General features: G+C 71.4%; 14 protein-coding genes and 1 pseudogene. 9 read left to right on the top strand and 6 right to left on the bottom strand.

What is annotated here, in order from left to right:
* Positions 1-170: 170 nt before the first annotated feature.
* Positions 171-1,982, top strand: a complete 1,812-nt coding sequence (locus tag SLUN_RS02775; RefSeq protein ID WP_108146999.1) for a glycoside hydrolase family 15 protein — start codon at positions 171-173, stop codon at positions 1,980-1,982.
* 166 nt (positions 1,983-2,148) lie between these two features.
* Here SLUN_RS02775 and SLUN_RS02785 read toward each other — a convergent pair whose 3' ends face one another.
* Both SLUN_RS02785 and SLUN_RS02790 read right to left on the bottom strand, forming a co-directional pair.
* Positions 2,149-3,294 carry an MFS transporter gene (locus tag SLUN_RS02785; protein WP_108147001.1) on the bottom strand — a complete coding sequence of 382 codons (1,146 nt, stop codon included), beginning with the start codon at positions 3,292-3,294 and terminating at the stop codon, positions 2,149-2,151.
* Between the two features lie 38 nt (positions 3,295-3,332).
* Entirely contained in the window at positions 3,333-3,908 is a 576-nt protein-coding gene (locus tag SLUN_RS02790) for a Chromate resistance protein ChrB (protein ID WP_108147002.1), read from the bottom strand.
* Positions 3,909-4,051: 143 nt separating this feature from the next.
* Here SLUN_RS02790 and SLUN_RS02795 point away from each other — a divergent pair, with 143 nt between their 5' ends.
* Together SLUN_RS02795 and SLUN_RS02800 are read left to right on the top strand one after the other, a co-directional pair.
* Positions 4,052-4,252 carry a DUF5988 family protein gene (locus tag SLUN_RS02795; RefSeq protein WP_108147003.1) on the top strand — a complete coding sequence of 67 codons (201 nt, stop codon included), beginning with the start codon at positions 4,052-4,054 and terminating at the stop codon, positions 4,250-4,252.
* Between the two features lie 39 nt (positions 4,253-4,291).
* Positions 4,292-5,119 carry an alpha/beta fold hydrolase gene (locus SLUN_RS02800; RefSeq protein ID WP_108147004.1) on the top strand — a complete coding sequence of 276 codons (828 nt, stop codon included), beginning with the start codon at positions 4,292-4,294 and terminating at the stop codon, positions 5,117-5,119.
* A gap of 48 nt (positions 5,120-5,167) precedes the next feature.
* On the opposite strand, the gene SLUN_RS02805 is transcribed toward SLUN_RS02800, so the two are convergent.
* Complete coding sequence (locus SLUN_RS02805; protein WP_108147005.1) at positions 5,168-6,064, bottom strand: DMT family transporter; 897 nt, start codon at positions 6,062-6,064, stop codon at positions 5,168-5,170.
* Between the two features lie 296 nt (positions 6,065-6,360).
* On the opposite strand from SLUN_RS02805, the gene SLUN_RS40810 reads away from it, so the two are divergent.
* The 3 genes from SLUN_RS40810 (at position 6,361) to SLUN_RS02815 (ending at position 10,567) form a co-directional block, all read left to right on the top strand.
* Positions 6,361-6,558: a hypothetical protein gene (locus SLUN_RS40810; RefSeq protein WP_254710183.1), complete on the top strand. Its 198-nt coding sequence runs from the start codon at positions 6,361-6,363 to the stop codon at positions 6,556-6,558.
* A 107-nt stretch (positions 6,559-6,665) separates the two neighbouring features.
* On the top strand, positions 6,666-8,876 hold the full coding sequence (locus SLUN_RS02810) for an FUSC family protein (RefSeq protein WP_257153896.1): 2,211 nt from the start codon (positions 6,666-6,668) through the stop codon (positions 8,874-8,876).
* A gap of 320 nt (positions 8,877-9,196) precedes the next feature.
* Complete coding sequence (locus tag SLUN_RS02815; protein ID WP_108147007.1) at positions 9,197-10,567, top strand: hypothetical protein; 1,371 nt, start codon at positions 9,197-9,199, stop codon at positions 10,565-10,567.
* 246 nt (positions 10,568-10,813) lie between these two features.
* On the opposite strand, the pseudogene SLUN_RS42270 reads toward SLUN_RS02815, so the two are convergent.
* Both SLUN_RS42270 and SLUN_RS02825 read right to left on the bottom strand, forming a co-directional pair.
* Positions 10,814-11,014: pseudogene (locus SLUN_RS42270) on the bottom strand (alcohol dehydrogenase catalytic domain-containing protein); the annotation flags it as partial.
* Positions 11,015-11,091: 77 nt separating this feature from the next.
* Positions 11,092-11,877 (bottom strand): VOC family protein, encoded by a 786-nt coding sequence (locus tag SLUN_RS02825; RefSeq protein ID WP_108147008.1) that lies wholly within the window; start codon positions 11,875-11,877, stop codon positions 11,092-11,094.
* Positions 11,878-12,396: 519 nt separating this feature from the next.
* Here SLUN_RS02825 and SLUN_RS02835 point away from each other — a divergent pair.
* On the top strand, positions 12,397-14,226 hold the full coding sequence (locus SLUN_RS02835) for a S8 family serine peptidase (RefSeq protein WP_503461798.1): 1,830 nt from the start codon (positions 12,397-12,399) through the stop codon (positions 14,224-14,226).
* A gap of 193 nt (positions 14,227-14,419) precedes the next feature.
* Entirely contained in the window at positions 14,420-17,314 is a 2,895-nt protein-coding gene (locus SLUN_RS02840) for a helix-turn-helix transcriptional regulator (RefSeq protein WP_257153641.1), read from the top strand.
* 194 nt (positions 17,315-17,508) lie between these two features.
* Here the strand turns inward: SLUN_RS02840 and SLUN_RS02845 are convergent, their stop codons facing one another.
* Positions 17,509-18,984, bottom strand: coding sequence for an extracellular catalytic domain type 1 short-chain-length polyhydroxyalkanoate depolymerase (locus SLUN_RS02845; RefSeq protein ID WP_108147011.1), 1,476 nt, complete (start codon positions 18,982-18,984; stop codon positions 17,509-17,511).
* Between the two features lie 283 nt (positions 18,985-19,267).
* Here SLUN_RS02845 and SLUN_RS02850 point away from each other — a divergent pair, with 283 nt between their 5' ends.
* Entirely contained in the window at positions 19,268-19,780 is a 513-nt protein-coding gene (locus SLUN_RS02850) for a DinB family protein (protein ID WP_108147012.1), read from the top strand.
* Position 19,781 lies beyond the last annotated feature (1 nt).

Below are 19,781 nucleotides of genomic sequence, written 5' to 3' on the forward strand. Positions count from 1 at the left end.
CGGCGATGCCAGATATACCTTCATGATGCGGCGCTCAACGGCACAGGGTCAAGCCCGTTCCACGTTCCCCCGCATTTTCCGGCCTGCCGCCCGCTGGAAGCATATGGCGAACTCCGGGAATCTATTCTCCGGGCGCGCCTTTCGCGCTCTACAGGAATACAATTCCCTTCATGGCGGGGCGAATCGAAGACTATGCCATCATCGGAGACCTTGAGGCGGCGGCTCTCGTCGGCCGGGACGGGGCCATCGACTGGTTGTGCATGCCGCGCTTCGATTCCCCCGCCTGTTTCGCTTCCCTCCTCGGCAGCGAGGACAACGGTCAGTGGTGGATCTCGCCGGCCGACCGGCGTCCCTGCAACCGGCGCTCCTACCGCGGTGACACGCTGGTGCTGGAATCGGTGTGGGAGACCGTCGGCGGCGCTGTGAAGCTCATCGACTTCATGCCGCCCCGCGGGGAGGTCCCGCAGATCGTACGGATCGTGGAAGGTCTGTCCGGACAGGTCCACATGCGGGGCGAGTTGAAGTTGCGCTTCGACAACGGCCGTATCGTGCCGTGGACCCGAGCCATGGACAGCAGCACGGTGTCGGCGGTCGCGGGACCCGACTCCGCCTTCCTCCGCTGCGACCGCGGCGTGAGGATGTCCGACAGCAAGACCTGCACGACCCTCGACTTCTCGGTCTCCGCGGGACAGCGCATCGCCTTCGTCCTCGGCTGGAGCCCCTCGCATGTGGCTGCCATGCCGGACGTCGACACCGAAGCAGCAATGGAGAAAACGCTGGAATTCTGGCGGAGATGGACGGCGAAGTGCCGGTACGAAGGGCCTTGGCGGGATGTCGTCATGCGTTCCCTGATCACCCTCAAGGCACTGACCTACGCGCCGACGGGCGGAATTGTCGCCGCGGCCACCACCTCACTGCCGGAATACATTGGCGGAGACCGCAATTGGGACTACCGGTTCTGCTGGCTGCGCGATTCCACGTTCACACTCTCCTGCCTGTTGCGCAGCGGATATCGCGAGGAGGCGGTGGCCTGGAAGGACTGGCTGGTGCGAGCCGTGGCAGGTGAACCCTCCGATCTCCAGCCGCTGTACGGCGTGGCCGGACAGCGCCGACTGGTCGAGACACCCGCCTGGTGGCTGCCCGGCTACGAGGGCTCCCAGCCGGTCCGCTTCGGCAACGCGGCCGTCGACCAGCTGCAACTCGACGTCTACGGCGAAGTCCTGAACACCGTGTACTCGGCCGTGCGGGCCGGGGTTCCGATCGACCGCCATGTGTGGAGTCTCATGGCCTCGTTCATGCAGTACCTCGAAAAGCACTGGGAGGAACCGGACGCGGGATTCTGGGAAGTCAGAGGCCCCCGGCGGCACTTCGTCCACTCCAAGATCATGTCCTGGGTCGCCGCCGACCGCGCACTGCGGCTGGCCCGGGTGGCGGGACAGCGGAACTCCACAGAGCGCTGGCGGGCGATGCGACGGGAGATCCGCGACGAGGTGTGCCGCCAAGGCTGGGACGACGAGCTGGGATACTTCGTCCAGTCCTACGGGTCCCGCCGCATCGACGCCTCGGCACTGCTGCTCCCGAGGCTCGGCTTCCTCCCCCCGGACGACCGCCGGGTGCTGGGCACAGTGGAGGCTGTACGCAGGCTCGACCACCACGGATTCCTGCGGCGCTACTCCGTGGACGACGGCGGCCAGGACCAGGTGGACGGCATGAGCTGCGGGGAAGGAACCTTCCTCGCCTGCTCGTTGTGGTACGCCGACGCGCTCGCCATGACCGGCCGTCAGGACGAGGCCCGCGCGGTCTTCGAACGCGTGCTGGCCGTACGCAACGACGTCGGCCTGCTCGCGGAGGAGTGGGACCCGGTCGCACGCCGCCAGCTCGGCAATACTCCGCAGGCCTTCAGCCATGTGGCCCTGGTGAACACGGCGTTCGCCCTGCACGGCACACGCAACCAACCGCGCCGATCGAGCGGCACACGTTAGAGGTCGTCCCGCACGCCCTCGGGGGCGGGATGGGTGTGGCCTGGTGGAACCACATCTGCCCCTTCGCGCCCGCACTCTGCTTGCGCCAGAGCGAACTCCGCCGTGCCCAGGACACCGGTCACAGGTGACGGCTCAAAGCGCGGACAGAGTTGCCGCACAGCCGCGGCTATTCGCGAGCCGGCGCCGTGCGGCGCTGCCCGGTGAGTACGAGCAACGGGGCGATGGACAGCAACGCTGCGAGGGCTGCGTAACCGTAGGTGAGACTGGCGACCGAGGCGACAGCCGCCACGAGCAAGGGACCGCCGGCGTCGCCGAGTTCGCGGCCGAGTTCGGCGGAGCCCATGGTCTGGCCGAGCCGTTCCTCGGGGGTGGACTCCGCCAGGGCGGCGAAGCCGAGCGGGGTGATCAGGCCCGTGCCGATGCCGATCAGCGCGGCCGCGATCAGCACTCCGGCAAGGCCGGGCAGCATCGCGGCCGCAAGTCCCGCCGCGGTGATCAGCAGGCCGGCGCCGAGCCCCGTCCGCGTGGCCAGGCGCCCCTCGTCCAGCGCCCGCCCTGCCCGGGGCTGCACGACGGCGGCGCTCGCGGCGAGCACGGAGACTGCGGCTCCCGTGGCCACGGTGCCGAGCCCGGCCGCCGCGCCGGAGACGGGCAGGAAGCCGACGCCGACGGAGAGCGCGGCGGTCGCGCCGGCGAGTGCGGCCGTCGGGGCGAGGAAAGCGCGGTCGGTCAGCCGGCGCGCGAGGTCGGCAACGGTCTGCCGCTTGCGGGGCAGCGGCGGTACGTGCGGCACGGCGAGCATGGCCCACAGGGCGACGGCCGCGCCGAGCACGGCCATCACGGCGAACAGCAGCCGCAGTCCGCCCGCCCACACCAGCACACCGCCGAGGAGCGGGCCGAGGGTGTAGCCGATGGACTTGTAGAAGCCGTAACTGCCGAACGCCCGCCCGTGCTTGGCGGCCGGGTTGAGCCGAGCGACGAGCGCGGACGCCGACGGGGAGAAGGCGGAGGCCGCGACGCCCTGGCCGAGACGGGCCGCCCACAGCCGGCCGGGGCTGTCGGCAATGGCGTAGAGCGTGGAGGCGGCGGCGAAGGCGATCAGCCCGCCGAGCAGAACGGGCTTGCCGCCGATCCGGTCGGCGAGCGAGCCGAAGACGGGCTTGAGGAGCACCTCGGCGCCGTCGTACAGGGCGAGCAGGCCGCCGAGTACAAGAAGTGAGGTCACCGCGTCGTCGGAGAATCCGCCGAGGCTGGCCGCGATGCCGTGGGCGCCGAAGGCGGTCGTGAATCCGGCTGCGTACAGCGGCCACATGACCCGCGCGGGGGCCGTCTTTGATATCGAGTTCCCGTTCATGGCGTATCCGGCCCGCCCGCGTCGTGCAGCGCACGGAAGACGCGCTCGGCGTAGTCCTCACAGACCGCGGCGCACTGCTTGAGGCGATCGCCGGACTCCGCGGCTTCCGGGGCTCCGAACACATCACGTGCGGTCAGATCGCGATGCCAGCGCCGCAGCCGCTCCAAGCTCTGCTCCTCTTCCTCCAGTTCGGCCAGAGTGAGTTTGGCGATGCGGATCTCCTTGGCGATCTCCTGCTCGAACTTGCCGCAGTCGGCCAGGAACTCCGCCCAGTCCGCCGAGCGCGCGGCAGTGAACAACGCCTGGAAGCGGGCCGCGTCCTGGGCATCGCGTCCGGCCGCCTCCAGCGCGATGGCCTCGCCCTCCGCTCGCCGAGTCAGCGCGATCGCCCTGTCCACCCCGTCGGCGAAGGCCGGTACATCCGGTACGGCCCAGACGCCCTGGCCCAGCGAGAGCGCGCCGGCCTTGCGCAACTCCCGCCAGACGGCGACGCGGTGCCGGGACGGCTCCGCGGGAAGTCTGATCAGCAGCAGGAGCCATCGCACCCTGCGATCCGTTCCGCGTTCTGTCACAATGATAAATGTAGCAGCCGTTACATAACCGCAGGCGGCACGGACCCGCCCCGCCCTTCCGACGGTCCGGTGGTCGCCACGTCGCCGTGTCGCCGCGTCGGCGCCGAGGTGCGAGTGCCCGCGCGGGTAGGAAGACTGGCCCTATGTCGAGCAAAGCAGTCCTTGAGGGTGGGCCGGATGATCTGCCCGAGCGGATCGTCCCCATCACCCCTCCCGGACAAGAGCTGAAGATTCCGCACCGCGGCGGGTACGAGCACTTCAAGGTCACGTCGCGGCACCAGGACAGCCCCGAGGGACGGCTGCCCGTCTACGAATGGTGGGAACGGACAGAGATTGCCGAATAGGGTCGGTGTGGACGGCCGGGCGGAGCGAGGCAGGCCGAGATGACCACGATCTCCCTCAAGACCGCGCCTCTGCGGGAAGGGCTCACCCTCCCGTACGCCGAGGCCGGCTACCCCGGTGGCACGCCGGTCGTCTTCGTACACGCGATCGCCGACTCATGGTGGACCTTCGAACACCTGCTGAGGCGTCTCCCGGTGTCCCTGCACGGCTACGCGCCCACCCAACGCGGCCACGGTGACGCCGACCGCCCTCCCGACGGTTACCGGCCCGAGGACTTCGCCGCCGATCTCGTGGCCTTCCTCGACACCGTCGGGCTCGAACGCGCCCTGCTGGTCGGAACCTCCAGCGGCGGCGTGCCCGCCCGGATCGTCGCCGGCAGCCACCCCGATCGCATCTCGGGGCTGGTACTGATCGGCGTCCCCGCCACGCTCGCGGACAAGCCCGCGGTGACCAGGATCTGGGAGACCGTCCAGGGCCTCTCCGATCCCGTCCCCCGCGAGTTCGTCGAGGACCTCATGACCGGTATGGTGGCCCGCCCGGTCGCCCGAGGCCTCATCGAGACGATGATCGACGAAAGCCTCAAAGTCCCCGCCCACGTCTGGAGGGAGACCCTGCGCGGACTGCTCGAAGCCGATCTGCCCGCCACCCTCGCGGGCATCCTGGTGCCGACCCTCGTCATCTGGGGCGACCAGGACGACTTCCTGCCGCGCAGCGATCAGCAGGCCATCCTCGACGCCATCCACGGTGCGCGCCTCGTCACGTACGAAGGCGCGGGTCACGTCGTTCACTGGGAGCAGCCGGAGCGCGTCATCGCCGACCTCGTGGACTTCGCCGCGCTCACCGCACCCGCGTCCCCCGGTACTCCGTGAAGTCATCGAACGGGAAGTCGTCGAACAGCTGGTGGACTCATCGCCCCTTCAGGGCGTGTCGGCACTTCGCAGCGGCTCGTCGGGCGCGACCAGTGACCGCGTGAGCGGGATCCGGGACAGCGCGAGGACACCCGCGGCGATCATGGCGGCGCCGAGCAGTTGCGGCACCAGCCACCAGCCGGAGCGGACGTGTTCCTCGTAGACCGCGATACCGAGGGCCAGGCTCACCGTCGCGTCGCCGAGGGTGATCGCCGGCTGGGAAGCGACCAGGGGGCCGGCCTGCATCGCGTTCTCCAGCAGGAACAGCGCGCCCGCGCCGACCGCCGCGAAGGCGTACGTCTGCCAGGCGGTGAAGAACGCCACGACCCCCTGGTCGTCCAGGATGTGCATCGCCGCCTTCATCAGCGCCGCGGTCACCGCGTAACTGATGGCGGTGGCCGCGCCGAGACACGCCGCCCGCGCCCGGCCCTCGGGGCGTCTGAGTGCCGCCAGGGCGAGCACGGCCACCGCTCCCATGCACACCGCCAGCGCGGGGATCCAGCGCTCCAGCGATACGTGCGTGCGGTTGCCCGTGGGTGACGCGGCGGCCAGGGCGACGCCGAGACCCGCCACCACACCGGCTACGGCCACCCAGCCGCCGCGGGACAGGTGCCGGTGCAGCAGCAGTGAGGCGACGATCAGGGTGAGCGGCAGTTCGAGTACGAAGAGGGGCTGAACAACCGTCAGCGGTCCGGTCGCCAGGGCCACCGCCTGGCAGACGGCGGCGGCGATGACGGCGAGGATTCCGGCCAGCCAGACGGGGCGCCGCAGCAGATCGAGCATCAGCCCCGCGCGGAAGCCGTCGGAGCGCGGCACGCTCAGGGCCGCCTGCCGCTGCAGCACCGTGGCGACGGCGTTGCTCAGCGCCGCGCAGAGCGCGAAGAGGACCGGCAGCAGGGTGTGCACCGTGGTCGGCCTCCGGCACTCAGTGGTCGTCGAGGTTCGGTCGGGAGGCGGGCCGTGCGAACAGCGGTTGGGCGTTGTCGTCGCGGGCGGCGAAGCCTTCCGACATGTGACCTCCCATGTTCCGCACCGGTCGGGGGCACGTGCACCTGCTGCCATGGTGGCCCCGGCCCGTCCTCCCGCGCGAGCCGGACCGGCCGGGCTGCGCACCGGCGAGGGCGCACCGACAATGGGACAAGGGTGCCCGCCCGACCCACTCACGGCTGCGGTCGTCCGAGAGGTCCGAGAGGAACGTGCCCATGCGCGCAGAGTCGCCGGCGGCCGCGCGGACGGGCATCGCCCTCGCCGGCACGGCGGCGGTGATCCTGCCGGCGTCCGTCGTCGTCATGGCCGTGCGCCACCGGCTCGTCGTCCACGGCAAGGTGCCGCCGCTGTCCATGCATGCGCCCTGGCCGCTCGCGGAGAACGTCGCCAGGACCCGCGGAGACCGGTCGTGACCCGCCACCGCGCCACACCGCACCGCCCGCGCCGCCACCTCGCTTCACGCACGCCACAGCGCGCGCGTCAGCGCACGCCTCAACGCACGCCTCAACGCACGGCGATCGTGCACCGCGCGATCCGGGTCACCACCGCCTCCTGCGCCGGGTTCTATCTGTTCGTGTACGGCGTGGACCGGCCGGAAACGGCGCTGTACGCCCTGTTCGGGCCAGTGGCACTCGGGATCCTTTCCCCGATCCCCGGATCCGGCCGGCAGCGGGCCGCAGTGATCCTGCGCGCCCTGCCCGGGGGCCTGGTGCTGATCACTCTGGGGACGGTGCTGGCCGTACACACATGGGCGGCCGTCCTCGGGATGCTGGTCGTCGGTTTCGCCCTCACCTTCGCGGCGGTCGCGGGACCCCGCCCCGCCGGAGCCGCACCCGGGCTTCAGCTCTTCTACATCCTGGCCTGCTTCCCGCCCTACGCGCCGGACACCCTCGGGGCACGGCTGGCCGGCCTCACCCTGGGCGTGCTCCTCCTCGCCGCCTGCGAGGTCTACCTGCTGCCCACGCCCCCGACGGCCACCTACCGGCAGAGCCTGGCGGACGCCGTGACGATCGCGGGCCGGGCCGCCGCTGCGGCGGCGTCCGGCGACCTGTCCGCCGAGGGCGCCGACGACTCGGCGGACCGGCTGCGGGAGACCGGCCGGCAGCTGCGCCTCTCCCGTCTTCCGCCCGCCGAACGACCCGCCGGGGCCGGTCGCGCCGACCGCGCCCTGGCCCAAGCCGGCGCCGCCGCACGCAGACTGCTGGACCAACTGGCGCACCTGCGTCACACCCCACCGACCGTCTCCGTCGTCGCCACCGCCACGAGCGGCCGGGGCGCGAACGCCGACGCGACCGGTCAAGGCACGAAAGCCGACGCCGGCGCGACCGGTCAAGGCACGAAAGCCGACGCCGGCGCGGAGACGGACGCGGACGCCGCGTCCGCCGATCTCCTCGGCCGCGTCGCGGCACTCTGCGAGGCCACAGCGACAGCCCTGCGCACCGGCCGGCCGCCCCCGCGCTCCGGTCCGCCTGTCCTGGACGCAGCGATGCGCGACTTCCAGGGACTGCGCATCACGCAGGCGACCGGACCGCCGCAGTCCGTACCGCCCGCACCGGTACTGCGCCGCCAGTCCTCGGTCCTGGCACTGACCGAATCGGCCCGGATCCTTCAGACCGCCGTACGAGTCGGCCTGGACGGCAGGCGCAGACCGCCGATCCCGCCGCGAGAACTCTTCTGGTACGCGGACACACCCACCTACCTGCTGTGGTGGCGCCGCCTCACCGGCCATATGACGCTGCGTTCGGTCCTGTTCCAGAACGCCGTCCGGACCGCCCTCGGGCTCGGTGCCGCCCGTCTGGTCGCCGGTTCACTCGATCTGTCCCACGGCTTCTGGGTACTTCTCGCCGTGCTCACCCTCGGCCGCACCACCGCCGGGGGGACATGGACAGCCGTGCGTTCGGCGCTGGCCGGCACTCTCGCCGGCGCGCTCGCGACCGGCACCCTGCTGCTCGTCGTCGGGCGGCACACCGACGCGTACGCGGCGGTGCTCGTGCCCGCCATGCTGGCCGCGTTCGCACTCGGACCGCTGCTCGGGATCGCCTGGGCACAGGCCCTGTTCACGCTGGTGGTGTCGGCCGCGTTCGCCCAGATCGCCCCCGCCTCCTGGCAACTCGCCGAGGACAGGATCGTGGACGTCGCCACGGGCAGCGCGATCGGTCTGCTGTGCGGACTGCTCGCCTGGCCGGCCGGTGCCCGGCGCGAGGTACGAAGAACTATGGCCGCTCTGCTGCGCTCCTGCGGACCCCTGATCACCGGGACCGTCGAAGTGCTCCTGGCCACCCCGCCGGGAACAGCGCCCCTGCCGCCCACGCGCCCCGTGCTGCACCGACTGCGCCTCGCCGAGGCTGCGTATCTCCAGTACCGGAGCGAACCGGGCGACCGGCCGGAGGTGTCCATGGACTGGCACGCCGTGCTCATCACGGCGAATCACATCCTGCTCGGCGCCCACTGGCTGCCTCGCTTCGACCTGCCCGAGAGAACCGTCACCCCGGAAGCCACCGCCTTGGCCCGTACAACAGCAGGCCATCTCGTCCTGGCCACCGACCGGGTCGCCGCAATCTGCGCCGGGGAGGGACCACCACCGCAGCCGCCGGCTGTTCCCGCGTATCGTTCGCCCACCGAGGTACGAGGCCACTCTCCCCTGCCCGCGCTGATCGACCTCGAACACTGGCTGAACAGCCTCACCGCTCAACTCGCCCGCATCGAGAGCTCGGTGCCGCCCGGGAGGTGAGCCGTCCAGGGGCTGCCGGGCTATTCCTCGATGGCCCCGCCAACGGCCCCCGCAGGTGATCGAGGACGAACGTCGAGGCTCAGAGGGCCGGTTGGGATCGCTCCCAGGCTGGGGACCGGCAGCCCGGTCCTTCGCGCGGGCGGCTGGGGCCGCGCATACGTGGCGGGGCGCGATGTGACGTATGCCATTCGCAGGGTTCCTGTGAATCTCCGCGATGGCCGCGGTGTGTGTGGGATCGTCAGGCCGGTTGTTACTCGCTGGTATTCGCGAGTCCCTTCCTGTTGCGCGTATCCCCCAACACACGCTCCGAGGATTCCCACGTGCGTAAGCTCCCTGCCAGACATGCCCTGTTAGCGGCACTGGCCACCGTTACCCTGTTCACCAGCGGCTGTTCGGCCGAGACCGGGGCAACGTCCCCGGCTGCGGCCGGCGCCGACGGGCAGCGTCCCAGCAGCATCGTGACCCCCGACCCCGGCCCCTCGCGGCAGCTACCCGTGACCGGGGTGCCCGACGGGGAACCCACCGGCGTCGCCCGTGCGGGCAGCGACGGGAAGGCGACGAAGTCGCCGCTCAAGGTCGCCTCCTACGACCGCAGTACCCGACGGGCCGTCATATCCAGTACGGGGAAGGCGACTTCGGCGCCCGCCCCCGCCCCCGCCGTCGGCGACGTCATCGCCAGCGGGCCGGCGCCCGGGGCCCCCGAGGGCCTGCTCGCCGAGGTCACCGACGTGGCCGGGAAGACCGAGAAGGGCACCGAGGTCAGGACCGAGCCGACGACGCTCGGCGCGCTGCTCGGTGACGACAAGGCCGACGGGACCGTACCGGTCGATCCGGCGGCCGTCGACGTCGAGCCGCTGGTCCAGGGCGTGAAGGTCTCCTGGGCCAAGGCCGGGAACGTACATGTGGGCCCGCAGGGCGCGAAGGTGCCCCTGGGGAGCCTGCGGATCGATGTCGGGGCGTCGGTCCCGCTCCCTGTCACCGAGGGCGCTCCCGTGTCCGGGGCGGTGTCGGTCGCGGGCTTTGTGCAGCTGGCCCCCGAGGTCGAGTTCTCGTACGACGGTTCCTCCGCGCTGACGCCGGACTCCGCGTTCCTCGGCCTCACCGGTGACTGGACGTCGCAGTGGGCACTGAAGGGCAGGGCGGTCGCCGGTGGCAAGCCGGTGCGGATTCCCTTCGCCAAGCTGCACGCGGATCCCGTGATCCAGGTCGGGCCGGTACCGGTCGTGGTGAACCTCGACCTCACGGCCTATGTCCAGGTGGCCGCGGACGGCTCTGTCAGCGTCGACGTCAAGCAGGACCTCAAGGGCGGCTTCCGGATCGGCGGCAGCTACTCGAAGGCGGGCGGCTGGAAGCCGGTCAGCACGTCCGACATCACCAGCACCCCGGTACGGGCGAAGGTGACTGCGGCCGGCTCGGTGAAGGCCGCGCTCGGTGCCGAGGCCACGGTCGGGCTGTACGGCGCGGTCGGCGTCACAGCGGATCTCGCCCCGTACCTGCGAGGCGAAGCCAGTGCCGCGGCCACTCCCGGCTCCCTCGTGGGGGCCTGGAAGGTGTACGGCGGGGTGGATCTGACGGGGTGGCTCCAGTTGCAGCTGTCCATCTTCGGCACGCCCGTCTTCGAGCACCGCATTCCCTTGGGTGCCCTGCACCGCGAGTGGCCGCTGGCCGAGGGCAAGGGAATCGTCGCCTGACGCCACGCAGCGGCGCGCGAAGAGCCCCTGCCGGGACATCAGGCAGGGGCTCTTCGCGAATTTCGTACGTCGGGGTGGAGCGAACCAGGGAGAGTTGCCTGCCCTGCCCGCGCGCATCGATTCGTGTTTCATATCGATGCGCCACTTCATGACGTGGTGATGACGACCTTGCCCCGGATGTGCTTCCCCGCGAAGTCGACGACTGCCTGCACGGCGTCTCGAACGGGAAGCGTGCGCCGAAACACCCTCCCCCACCCCGGCCACGGTGCCTGCCGCGTCCATACCGACCACCAATGGGTGGTCGGCGGGGTACATGTCCTTCACCGCGCCGGTGATCAGCGCCAGATCGAGCGGGTTGAGTGCCGCGGCCTCGACCTTGATCAGCACCTGACCCGGTCCCGGGGCGGGTGTGGGGACCTCGGCAATGGCGATCTGGTCGAGCGGCATGTAGCCGGTGGCGACGAGGGCTTTCACGACGACTCCCTGACGTGGCGTGAGTGAGCCAGCGAATCGAGCAGGACGCCTCAGCGGTCGCTGCCGCGAATGATGGCCACCTGCGCACCGGATGGGTCCATGAACATGGCAATGCGGCCCACGCCCTCCGCGTCCATCGGCGGGATGAGCGTCGTGGCGCCCCGCTCGGCGGCCTTGGCGAAGGTGGCGTCGACGTCGGCCACTTCGAAGTACGGATGCCACTCCGAGCCCGAGCCCGCGTCCAGGTTCTCCTTCTGAAGCTGCATGATGCCGCCCTGCGTGGCCTCCTGGCCGCCGCCCGCCGGGGAGACGACGCTGTAGGTGACGCCGGGGAACGGCATGTCCTCGTAGTCCCAGGAGAACACGGAGCGGTAGAAGTCCTTCGCTGCGGCCGCGTCCGTGGTGTACAGCTCGGTCCAGCTCAACGTGTTCACATCGGTGACCACGTCCAGGCCCTTGTTGTCGCCGGGCTGCCAGACCGCGAACTGGGCGCCGGTCGGGTCGGTGTACGCCGCCAGCCGGCCTGCCGTGAAAACGTCGTCCGGCGGGACGCGAACGGTGCCGCCCGCCTGCTCGACGGCCTTGGTCGTGGCGTCGGCGTCGGCAGTCTGGAAGTAGGGCGTCCACGAGGAGGTCGCGCCCTCCTCGGTGAGCGGGCCGACCGCGGCGACGGTCTTTCCGTCCAGTTGGAAGAAGCCGTACCCGCCGGCTTCGGGCCCCATGCTCTGGAGCTCCCAGCCGAACACGGCTCCGTAGAAGGCGGCGGCCGCTTCGATGTCGGGGCTTCCCAGGTCGAGCCAGTTCGGCGCGCCCTGGACGTAGGTGGTCGTCAGCATCGCAGTTCTCCTCCCGCAGGTACGCGGTGGATGGTGGATGGGGTCGGTCGAATTCAGCATGCCAGCGCCCACTGACATCCGCCGTTCCGGGCGACGCGACACCCCGCCCGGGCCGCGCCCGGGCGGTGCCGCCGCGCACCGGGAGCGCGAAGTGTGGCGGTATCGCCCGACATGGCCCGACGGACCGTCAGCTCGCCCGCCCCGCACCGCCACCCGCTCCTCGCGCTCCCCCGACGCCCCCAGGGAGCCCGCACGGGGGTGACAAGGGTTTTCCCCGTATCGGGTTCATCTCGGCGTTCCCTACTGTCTGCCGGACCGGCAGATCTCATCCTCTGACTCTTCAATGTCAGGTGCATGTAAATCATGGGCTCCGTCGGTGGCGGCCCTTGACCAGGGGCCGTCGCGTCGGCGGCGGCGCGCGGGCGACCCGGCCCAGGGGACCCCGGATCGCACCCCCACAGCGAACCGCGGTTCCCGCGCCGCCCGCCGCGCTCCGCACCGTCATTGAAAGGGAACACCTTGAACGGTTCCAGACGGAGACTCATATCCGTCGCGGCCGCGAGCGCCGTCATCGCCGCCGTCGCCGCTACGTCCTCCGTGGCACTCGCCGCAGCCCCGCAGCAACCCTCGCCGAAGCCCGCTCCCGCTTCGCAGTCCATGGCCGCGCTGCCCACCGCACCGGTCGAGAAGGTCATCGTCACCTACAAGTCCAAGGCGACAGAGGCCAAGTCCAACGCGGCCGCCGCGGGCGACGCAACGGCCAAGGGCACCGAGACCGGCGAGAGCCTGTCGTTCGAGCGCCGCCTGGCCGGCGGCGCGGCTCTGGTCGACCTGGGCGGCGAGGCGTCCAAGAAGGACCTCACCGAGGTCATGGACGCCTTCCGCGCCGACGCGTCGGTCGCGTCCGTCGAGCCCGACATCCGTGCCTACGCGATGGCGGTCACCCCGAACGACACCGAGTACACAAAGCAGTGGGACCTGTTCGAGGCGACCGGCGGCATGAACGTGCCCGGCGCCTGGGACAAGACCACCGGCAGCGGTGTCACGGTCGCCGTCATCGACACCGGCTACGCGGCCCACTCGGACGTGGCGGCCAATGTCGTATCCGGCTACGACTTCATCTCGGCCTCCGCGGACGCCCGTGACGGCAACGGCCGGGACAGCGACGCCAAGGACGAGGGCGACTGGAACGCCACCGCCGGCGAGTGCGGCGCCGGTTCCACGGCGGGCAACTCCTCCTGGCACGGCACGCATGTCGCGGGCACGATCGGGGCAACGGCCAACAACAGCAAGGGCGTTGCGGGTATCGCGTACAACGCGAAGATCCAGCCGGTCCGCGTGCTCGGCAAGTGCGGCGGCTCCTCGTCGGACATCGCCGACGCCATCACCTGGGCGTCCGGCGGCACCGTCCCGGGCATCCCGGCGAACGCGAACCCGGCCAAGGTCATCAACATGAGCCTCGGCGGCGCCAGCTCGACCTGCCCCAGCGTCTACCAGAACGCGATCAACGGCGCGGTGTCGCGCGGCACGACCGTCGTCGTCGCGGCCGGCAACAGCAACGCCAACGCTTCCGGATTCACCCCCGCCAACTGCTCGGGCGTCATCAACGTGGCGTCCACCAGCCGTGAGGGCAACCGTTCGTTCTACTCCAACTTCGGCAGCATCATCGACGTCTCCGCGCCCGGCGGCGAGACCCGCCGCGCCACCGACACCCCCGGCACCGTCACCACCCCCGAGAACGGCATCCTCTCCACGCTGAACTCCGGCGCCACCACCCAGTCGACGGAGAACTACAAGCCCTACCAGGGCACTTCGATGGCCGCCCCGCACATCGCCGGGCTCGCCGCCCTGCTGAAGTCGGCCAAGAGCACTCTGACCCCGGCCGAGATCGAGGCCGCGATCAAGAGCAACGCCAGGCCGCTTCCGGGAACGTGCAGCGGCGGCTGCGGCACCGGCATCGCCGACGCCACGAAGACCGTGAACGCCGTCACCGGCACCCCCGGCGGCACGACGTTCAGCAGCACGGCGGACGTGACGATCGGCGACCTCGCGACCGTCACCTCGTCGATCGCCGTCACCGGCCGTACCGGCAACGCCCCCGCCGCCCTCAAGGTCGGCGTGGACATCAAGCACACCTGGCGCGGCGACCTGGTCATCGACCTGATCGCCCCGGACGGCACGGTGCGCAATCTGAAGGCCTCCTCGTCCTCCGACAGCGCCGACAACGTCCTGGCGACGTACACCGTCGACGCGTCGAGCGAGGTCGCCAACGGCACCTGGAAGCTGCAGGTGCGCGACGTGGCAGCGGGTGACACCGGCTACATCGACTCCTGGAGTCTCACCTTCTAAAACCACCCGCCACAACTGCAACATGGCTGGTCAGGGGCGCGTTCGCGGCATCTCGCCGCGGGCGCGCCCCGCCGCCTGTCCGTCCATGCATGTCCGAATGCCGGACGCAAGGCCTGGACTGCTGCGGCCTGCTTCGTATTCTCTGCTCTCACGGGCAGAGACCCGCGCAGGTCAGAACGGGGGTGGTGGATACGTGACGACGACGGCGTACCGCCCTGCGCCCGTCGGCCGGGAGGAGCTCCTCGCACGGCTCGAACGGGTGCTGCACACCCGCGGCCGCGCCCTGCTCACCGGCCCTGCCGGGGTCGGCAAGACAGAGGTCGCCCTGGCCGCCGCCGCGCGCGCCGAGTCCCGCGGCGAGGCCGTGCTGTGGGTCCCCACGCTGCCCGCCGACCGGGACATACCCGGCGCGGTCGCCGCCGCCCTCGTCGCGTCCATCTCGGCGAGCGTGTCCTGGCCCACGGCCCGGGCCAACACCGGCCCGCCCCGAAGCCCCGGCGCGTACGACATTCTCGAGGGCCTGCCCGGTCCGCAGCGGACCGCCGTCGCCATGCTGTGCCGCGAAGCACCCGTCCCCGACGAGGGCTGGGACCCCATCGCCCTGCGGCTGGCCCTCGCTCAGACCCTGCGGACCCTCGCCGTGCAAGGCCCCGTCCTGCTCGTCGTCGACGGCGTCCAGCGCATCGACGCCGACAGCGCGGACCTGCTGCGTTTCGCCCTGCATCTGGCTCCCTCGGCGCTGCGGGTCATCGCAGTCGAGACCCCGGCGGCGTACGGCCCCGAGGGACCAGGAACGGGCCCACCGGGCCCGGAGCCCCTCTGGGTGCCGTCCGAGGCCGACGTCCTGTTCGTACCGCCGCTGCACGCCGACGAGATCGCCGAACTCCTCATCCACCACCGCCTGCCGTCCCGGATGGCCGGCCGCATCCACAAGGCCAGCGGCGGCAATCCGCGTCTCGCGCTCGCGGTCGGCCGGTCGCTGGCCGATGCGCGGACGCCTGTGCACCACGCCGAGGCGCTGTCCCTGTCCGGGCGCGCCCGCGATCTCGCCCGGCAACTCCTCGGCGCCGCCTCCCCCACCGTCCGCGGCACACTCCTGCTGGCCGCGCTGGCACTGCGCCCGACAGCGTCGCTGATCCGCCGCGCGGGCCGCCCCACCGCCGAGGCCGACCTCGCCGCCGCCGAGCGCGCGAATCTGATCTCCCTCAAGGAGGACGGCACGGTCGCCTTCACGGCCGGGGTGCTGCCCTCGACTCTGGTGCACGACGCCTGCTGGACCGAGCGCAGCGACGGTCACGCGGCTCTCGCGCAGGTCGTCGACGACCCCGTCGAGGCGGTACGGCACCGGGCGCTGGCCACGGACGTCCCCGACGAGCAGCTGGCAGCGGAGGTCGCGGCGGCGGCCGACACCGCACGCCGCCGCGGGAACAGCGCGCTGGCCGCCGAACTCGCCCTGCTCGCCGCCGAGTCCACGCCCGTCCAGCAGAGCGGGCAGCGACTCGCCCGGCTCGTCGAGGCCGCCGAGGAAGCGGCCCGCGCAGCCCGCGCGGACCTTGCGATGCGGGCCGCGACCGACCTCCTCGCCCGCGACGCCGCGCCCGCCGACCGGGTCCGAGCGCGGCTCGCGGTACTGGACACGGCCGGGCAGGGACTGAGCGGCCTCGACGAGATCTATGTACACGCCATGGAGGACTCCGAAGGCGATACGGCACTGCGGGCGGCCGTCCAGCTCCGGCTGGCGGTGAAGTACGTGCTGGCCGACGGCGATCCCGTACGGTCCCGGGCCGCCGCCGTCGAGTCCGCCGCGCTCGCCGGTTCGGTGGGCGACCGGAAGACGGCGGCGCGGGCGCTGACCGTGCAGGCGCGCATGGACCGGGTACTCGGCTCGCCGGACGCGGAGCGGGTGCTCGCGGAGGCGCGGGCCCTCGAGGTGTTCGAGCGCCCGCCCGGTATCCGCAACGCGGCCCAGATCCTGACGATCCGTCATGCCCTGTTCGACGACCGTCTCACCGACGCACGTGACCAGCTGAACGCGCTGCTGCCGCTGGTCGAGCGCCGTGGTCCGGTCGAGGATGCCATCGAGCTGTTCCGGACTCTCGCGGAGATCGAGGCCCGGCAGGGTCAGAGCGCGGCCGCGCTCGCGCACGCCGGGCGGTCGCTCGCCCTCACCCTGGAGGCCGGCCTCTCGCCCGGGCCCGCCTGGTACGCGCTGGCCCTCGCCGAGACCGCGGGCGGCAGCTTCGCCCGCGCCGCGAGCTACGCCCGGCGCAGCGCCCAGGCCTCCGAGGAGGAGGGCGATCATGTCTTTCTCACCCGCAGCCTGTACGCCCTGGGCCGGGTCCAGCTCATCGCCGGGGATGTCGCGAACGCCCTGGAGACCCTGCGCCGGGTGCAGGCCGGCGAACACGCCCAGTCGACCGTCGACCCGTCGATGCTGCGCTGGCACGAGGAGTTGGCGGAGGCGCTGCTGGCGAACGACGCACCGGAGGAGGCCGCGGCCCTGCTCGCCGACGTGCGTCCGGTCGCGGAACGTCTGGGCCGGGCAACGGTCCTGCTCGGCTGCGACCGGGCGTACGCGCTGTATCTGGCGGCCGGCGGGAAGTCCGACGAGGCGGCGGAGCTGCTGACGCGGACCGCCGATCGCTTCGCGGTGGCCGGTCTGCCGCTGGAGCGCGGGCGGGCGCTGATCGCGCTCGCCCGGGTCGAGCGACGGCGCCGCAGACGGTCGGCCGCGCAGCAGGCGCTGCAGGCCGCGGCCACGGACTTCGAACGGGCGGGGGCGCTCCCCTGGCTGGCGCTGGTGACGGAACCCCCGTCCCGTACGACCGAACCCGACCCGGCCCGCGGCGGCGCCCTGTCCTCCCTCACGGAGGCGGAGCTGCGGCTAGCGCTGCTGGTACGCCAGGGGGCCAGCAACCAGGAGGCGGCGGCGAAGCTGTACCTCAGTGTGAAGACGGTCGAGGCGCGGCTCACCCGCATCTACCAGAAGCTGGACGTCCGCTCGCGCGCCCAGCTGGCGACCGCCCTCAACGCCTGGCCCGGCCACAGGCCGGCTCTGGACACGACGGACGGTCCGCCGGCGGACTGAGAATCGGGGGCGGGAGGTGACTGGACGACGACGCCCCGTCCCACCGTCCGGCACGGCGCATGTCCACCCGCTTCCGGGCACGGCGAGGGTGGCCGACGCAGAAGTGCGCTGTCAGTCCGAAGCGGCCCGAGACGTCCTTCCGCCCTGGACGGTCCATGCGCGGGCGGCGAGCGCGACCGACCCGTCGGGCCGCGTCAGGGGCAGTTGCCGTCGGCGACGACGTAGTGGCCGGCAGGGGATTCCTTGAGGGTGTGGGTGACAAAGGTGTTGTAGCGGCCCATGTTCTGCTGGGAGCCCTTGGCGTATGCGTAGCTGCCGTCGGTGGTGGCCCTGCCTGCCTGCACCTGGTGGTAGTTGTCGGTGGTCCAGCAGGCCGCCGCGCCGCCGGTGGTCGTGGCCGTGAGCGGGCCGGACCGGATGCCTTCGGCGCCGGCCGCGTCGCGTGCGGCGACGCTGTAGTCGTGCCCTGTCCCCGGGTTCAGCCCCGTGTCCGTGAAGGGCGCGGCCGACGGAGTGGCGATACGCGCCCCGTCCCGGTACACCGCGTAGCTCGCCGCTCCCTCAACTGCGTTCCAGTTCAAGGTGATTGAGGTGTCCGTGGCACTCGTGGCGGCGAGCCCGGCCGGGGCGGGCAGACCGCCGGGAGTGGGCGCGGAGCCGTCCAGGCCGAAGAATTCGGTGATCCAGTAGCCGGAGCAGATGGAGTCGATGAAGTTCGCGGTGCCCGTCCGGCCGCACTGCTGGGGCCCGCTGCCCGGGTCGACCGGAGTTCCGTGGCCGATCGCGGGCACCCGGTCGACCTCGACAACGACTCTGCCATCGCCCGCCAGATACTGCTCGCGGCGCGTCTGGCCGGTCCCGATCGTGGACGTACGGTCCGGGCTCTGGTCCACCCCGTGCACAGCGGTCCACTGGTCCCGCAGCTCGTCGGCGTTCTTCGGGACGACCGTCGGGTCGTTGTCGCCGTGCCAGACGGCCACCCGCGGCCACGGCCCGGTGTACCCGGGGTAGGCGTCGCGGACCCGTTGCGCCCAGACCGCGGGCGTACGGTCCACACCGGGGTTCATACAGGTGAAGGCTCCCGTGTCCATGGTGCAGTTGTACCCAAGCCCCGCGATCACCGCGCCCGCCTCGAAGACGTCGGGGTAGGCGGCGAGCATCACCGCGGTCATGCCGCCTCCGGCCGACAGCCCGGTGACGTACGTACGTGCGACATCGGCGCCGTACGCGGTCTCCGCGTGGGCAACCATCTGGCGCACGGACGCGGCCTCGCCCTGGCCGCGCTGAATGTCGGTCGCCTGGAACCAGTTGAAGCAGCTGTTGAGGTTGTTCGCGGACGTCGTCTCCGCGAAGACCAGCAGGAATCCATGCCGGTCGGCGAACGTCGTCAGACCGGAGTTGTCGGCGTAGACCTGAGCGCTCTGGGTGCAACCGTGCAGGGCGACCACGACCGCGGGATGCGCCGGGAGGGTGGCGGGCCGGTACACGTACATGTTCAGAGCGCCGGGATTGGCGCCGAAACTGCTCACCCTCTCCAGGGGGACGGCCGCATGCGCGGCGGGCGCCGGGCCGAGCCACAGCGTGGCCGCGAGCAGAGCGAGGACCGCGCCCGTACGACCGGCGGCACGGCGAAGAAGGGTTGGCTTGGGCGGGCTTACGTGCAAGGGCATCCGAGACCTCCCGCAGATGTTCCGAGGTGCCGGTCACCCTAGGAACGGGAAGATCGCCGGGAAATGGTGACGCCACCCACAGCGGAGGCCGCCGACGGCGGTGTGCGCACTGTTGCCCGTGCGGCGTCGGCCTGCTAGAGGACAGCTCCTCGACGCAGCGGACACACCGAAGCCCGACAACGTGCCGACCAGGCCTGGCATCTGACGATGTGACACTGGCGGCGAATCCCCTGGTCAAAACTACGGTGCGAGATGAGGCCGTGCGCGGGTAGCGTCGGCGCTCATGACGCCTCCCCGCAATCGCCCTCCTTTCGTCGCAGACGAGCGGACCCAGCTCATCGGCTGGTTCGACATGCAGCGCTCGATCATCCAGTGGAAATGCGAAGGGCTGTCCGACGTGGATGCCCACCGATCCGTCCTTCCGACCTCGCCCTGCATGACGATGGCGGGGCTCGTCTCCCACATGCGCTGGGTCGAGCACTGCTGGTTCGAGGTCCTCTTCCTGGGTCGACCGGCCGAGGGACCGCAATTCGACGACGGGCCCGAGGACGCCGACATGATGGTCGAAGGCATCCCGCTCGCACAGCTCCTCGATGAATACGAACGGCAATGTGCCGTGTCGAACGAGATCATCGCCGCCCATTCGCTGGATGACATCGGCCGGCACCCGGACTTCGGCTCCGCCGCCGCCACTCTGCGGTGGATGGTGATCCACATGGTCGAGGAGACCGCCCGGCACGCCGGCCACATGGACACCATTCGCGAGCTGCTCGACGGCGAAAAGGGCTACTACTGAG

It is taken from the genome of Streptomyces lunaelactis, from assembly GCF_003054555.1.
In the GTDB taxonomy this organism is placed as follows: Bacteria; Actinomycetota; Actinomycetes; order Streptomycetales; family Streptomycetaceae; genus Streptomyces; species Streptomyces lunaelactis.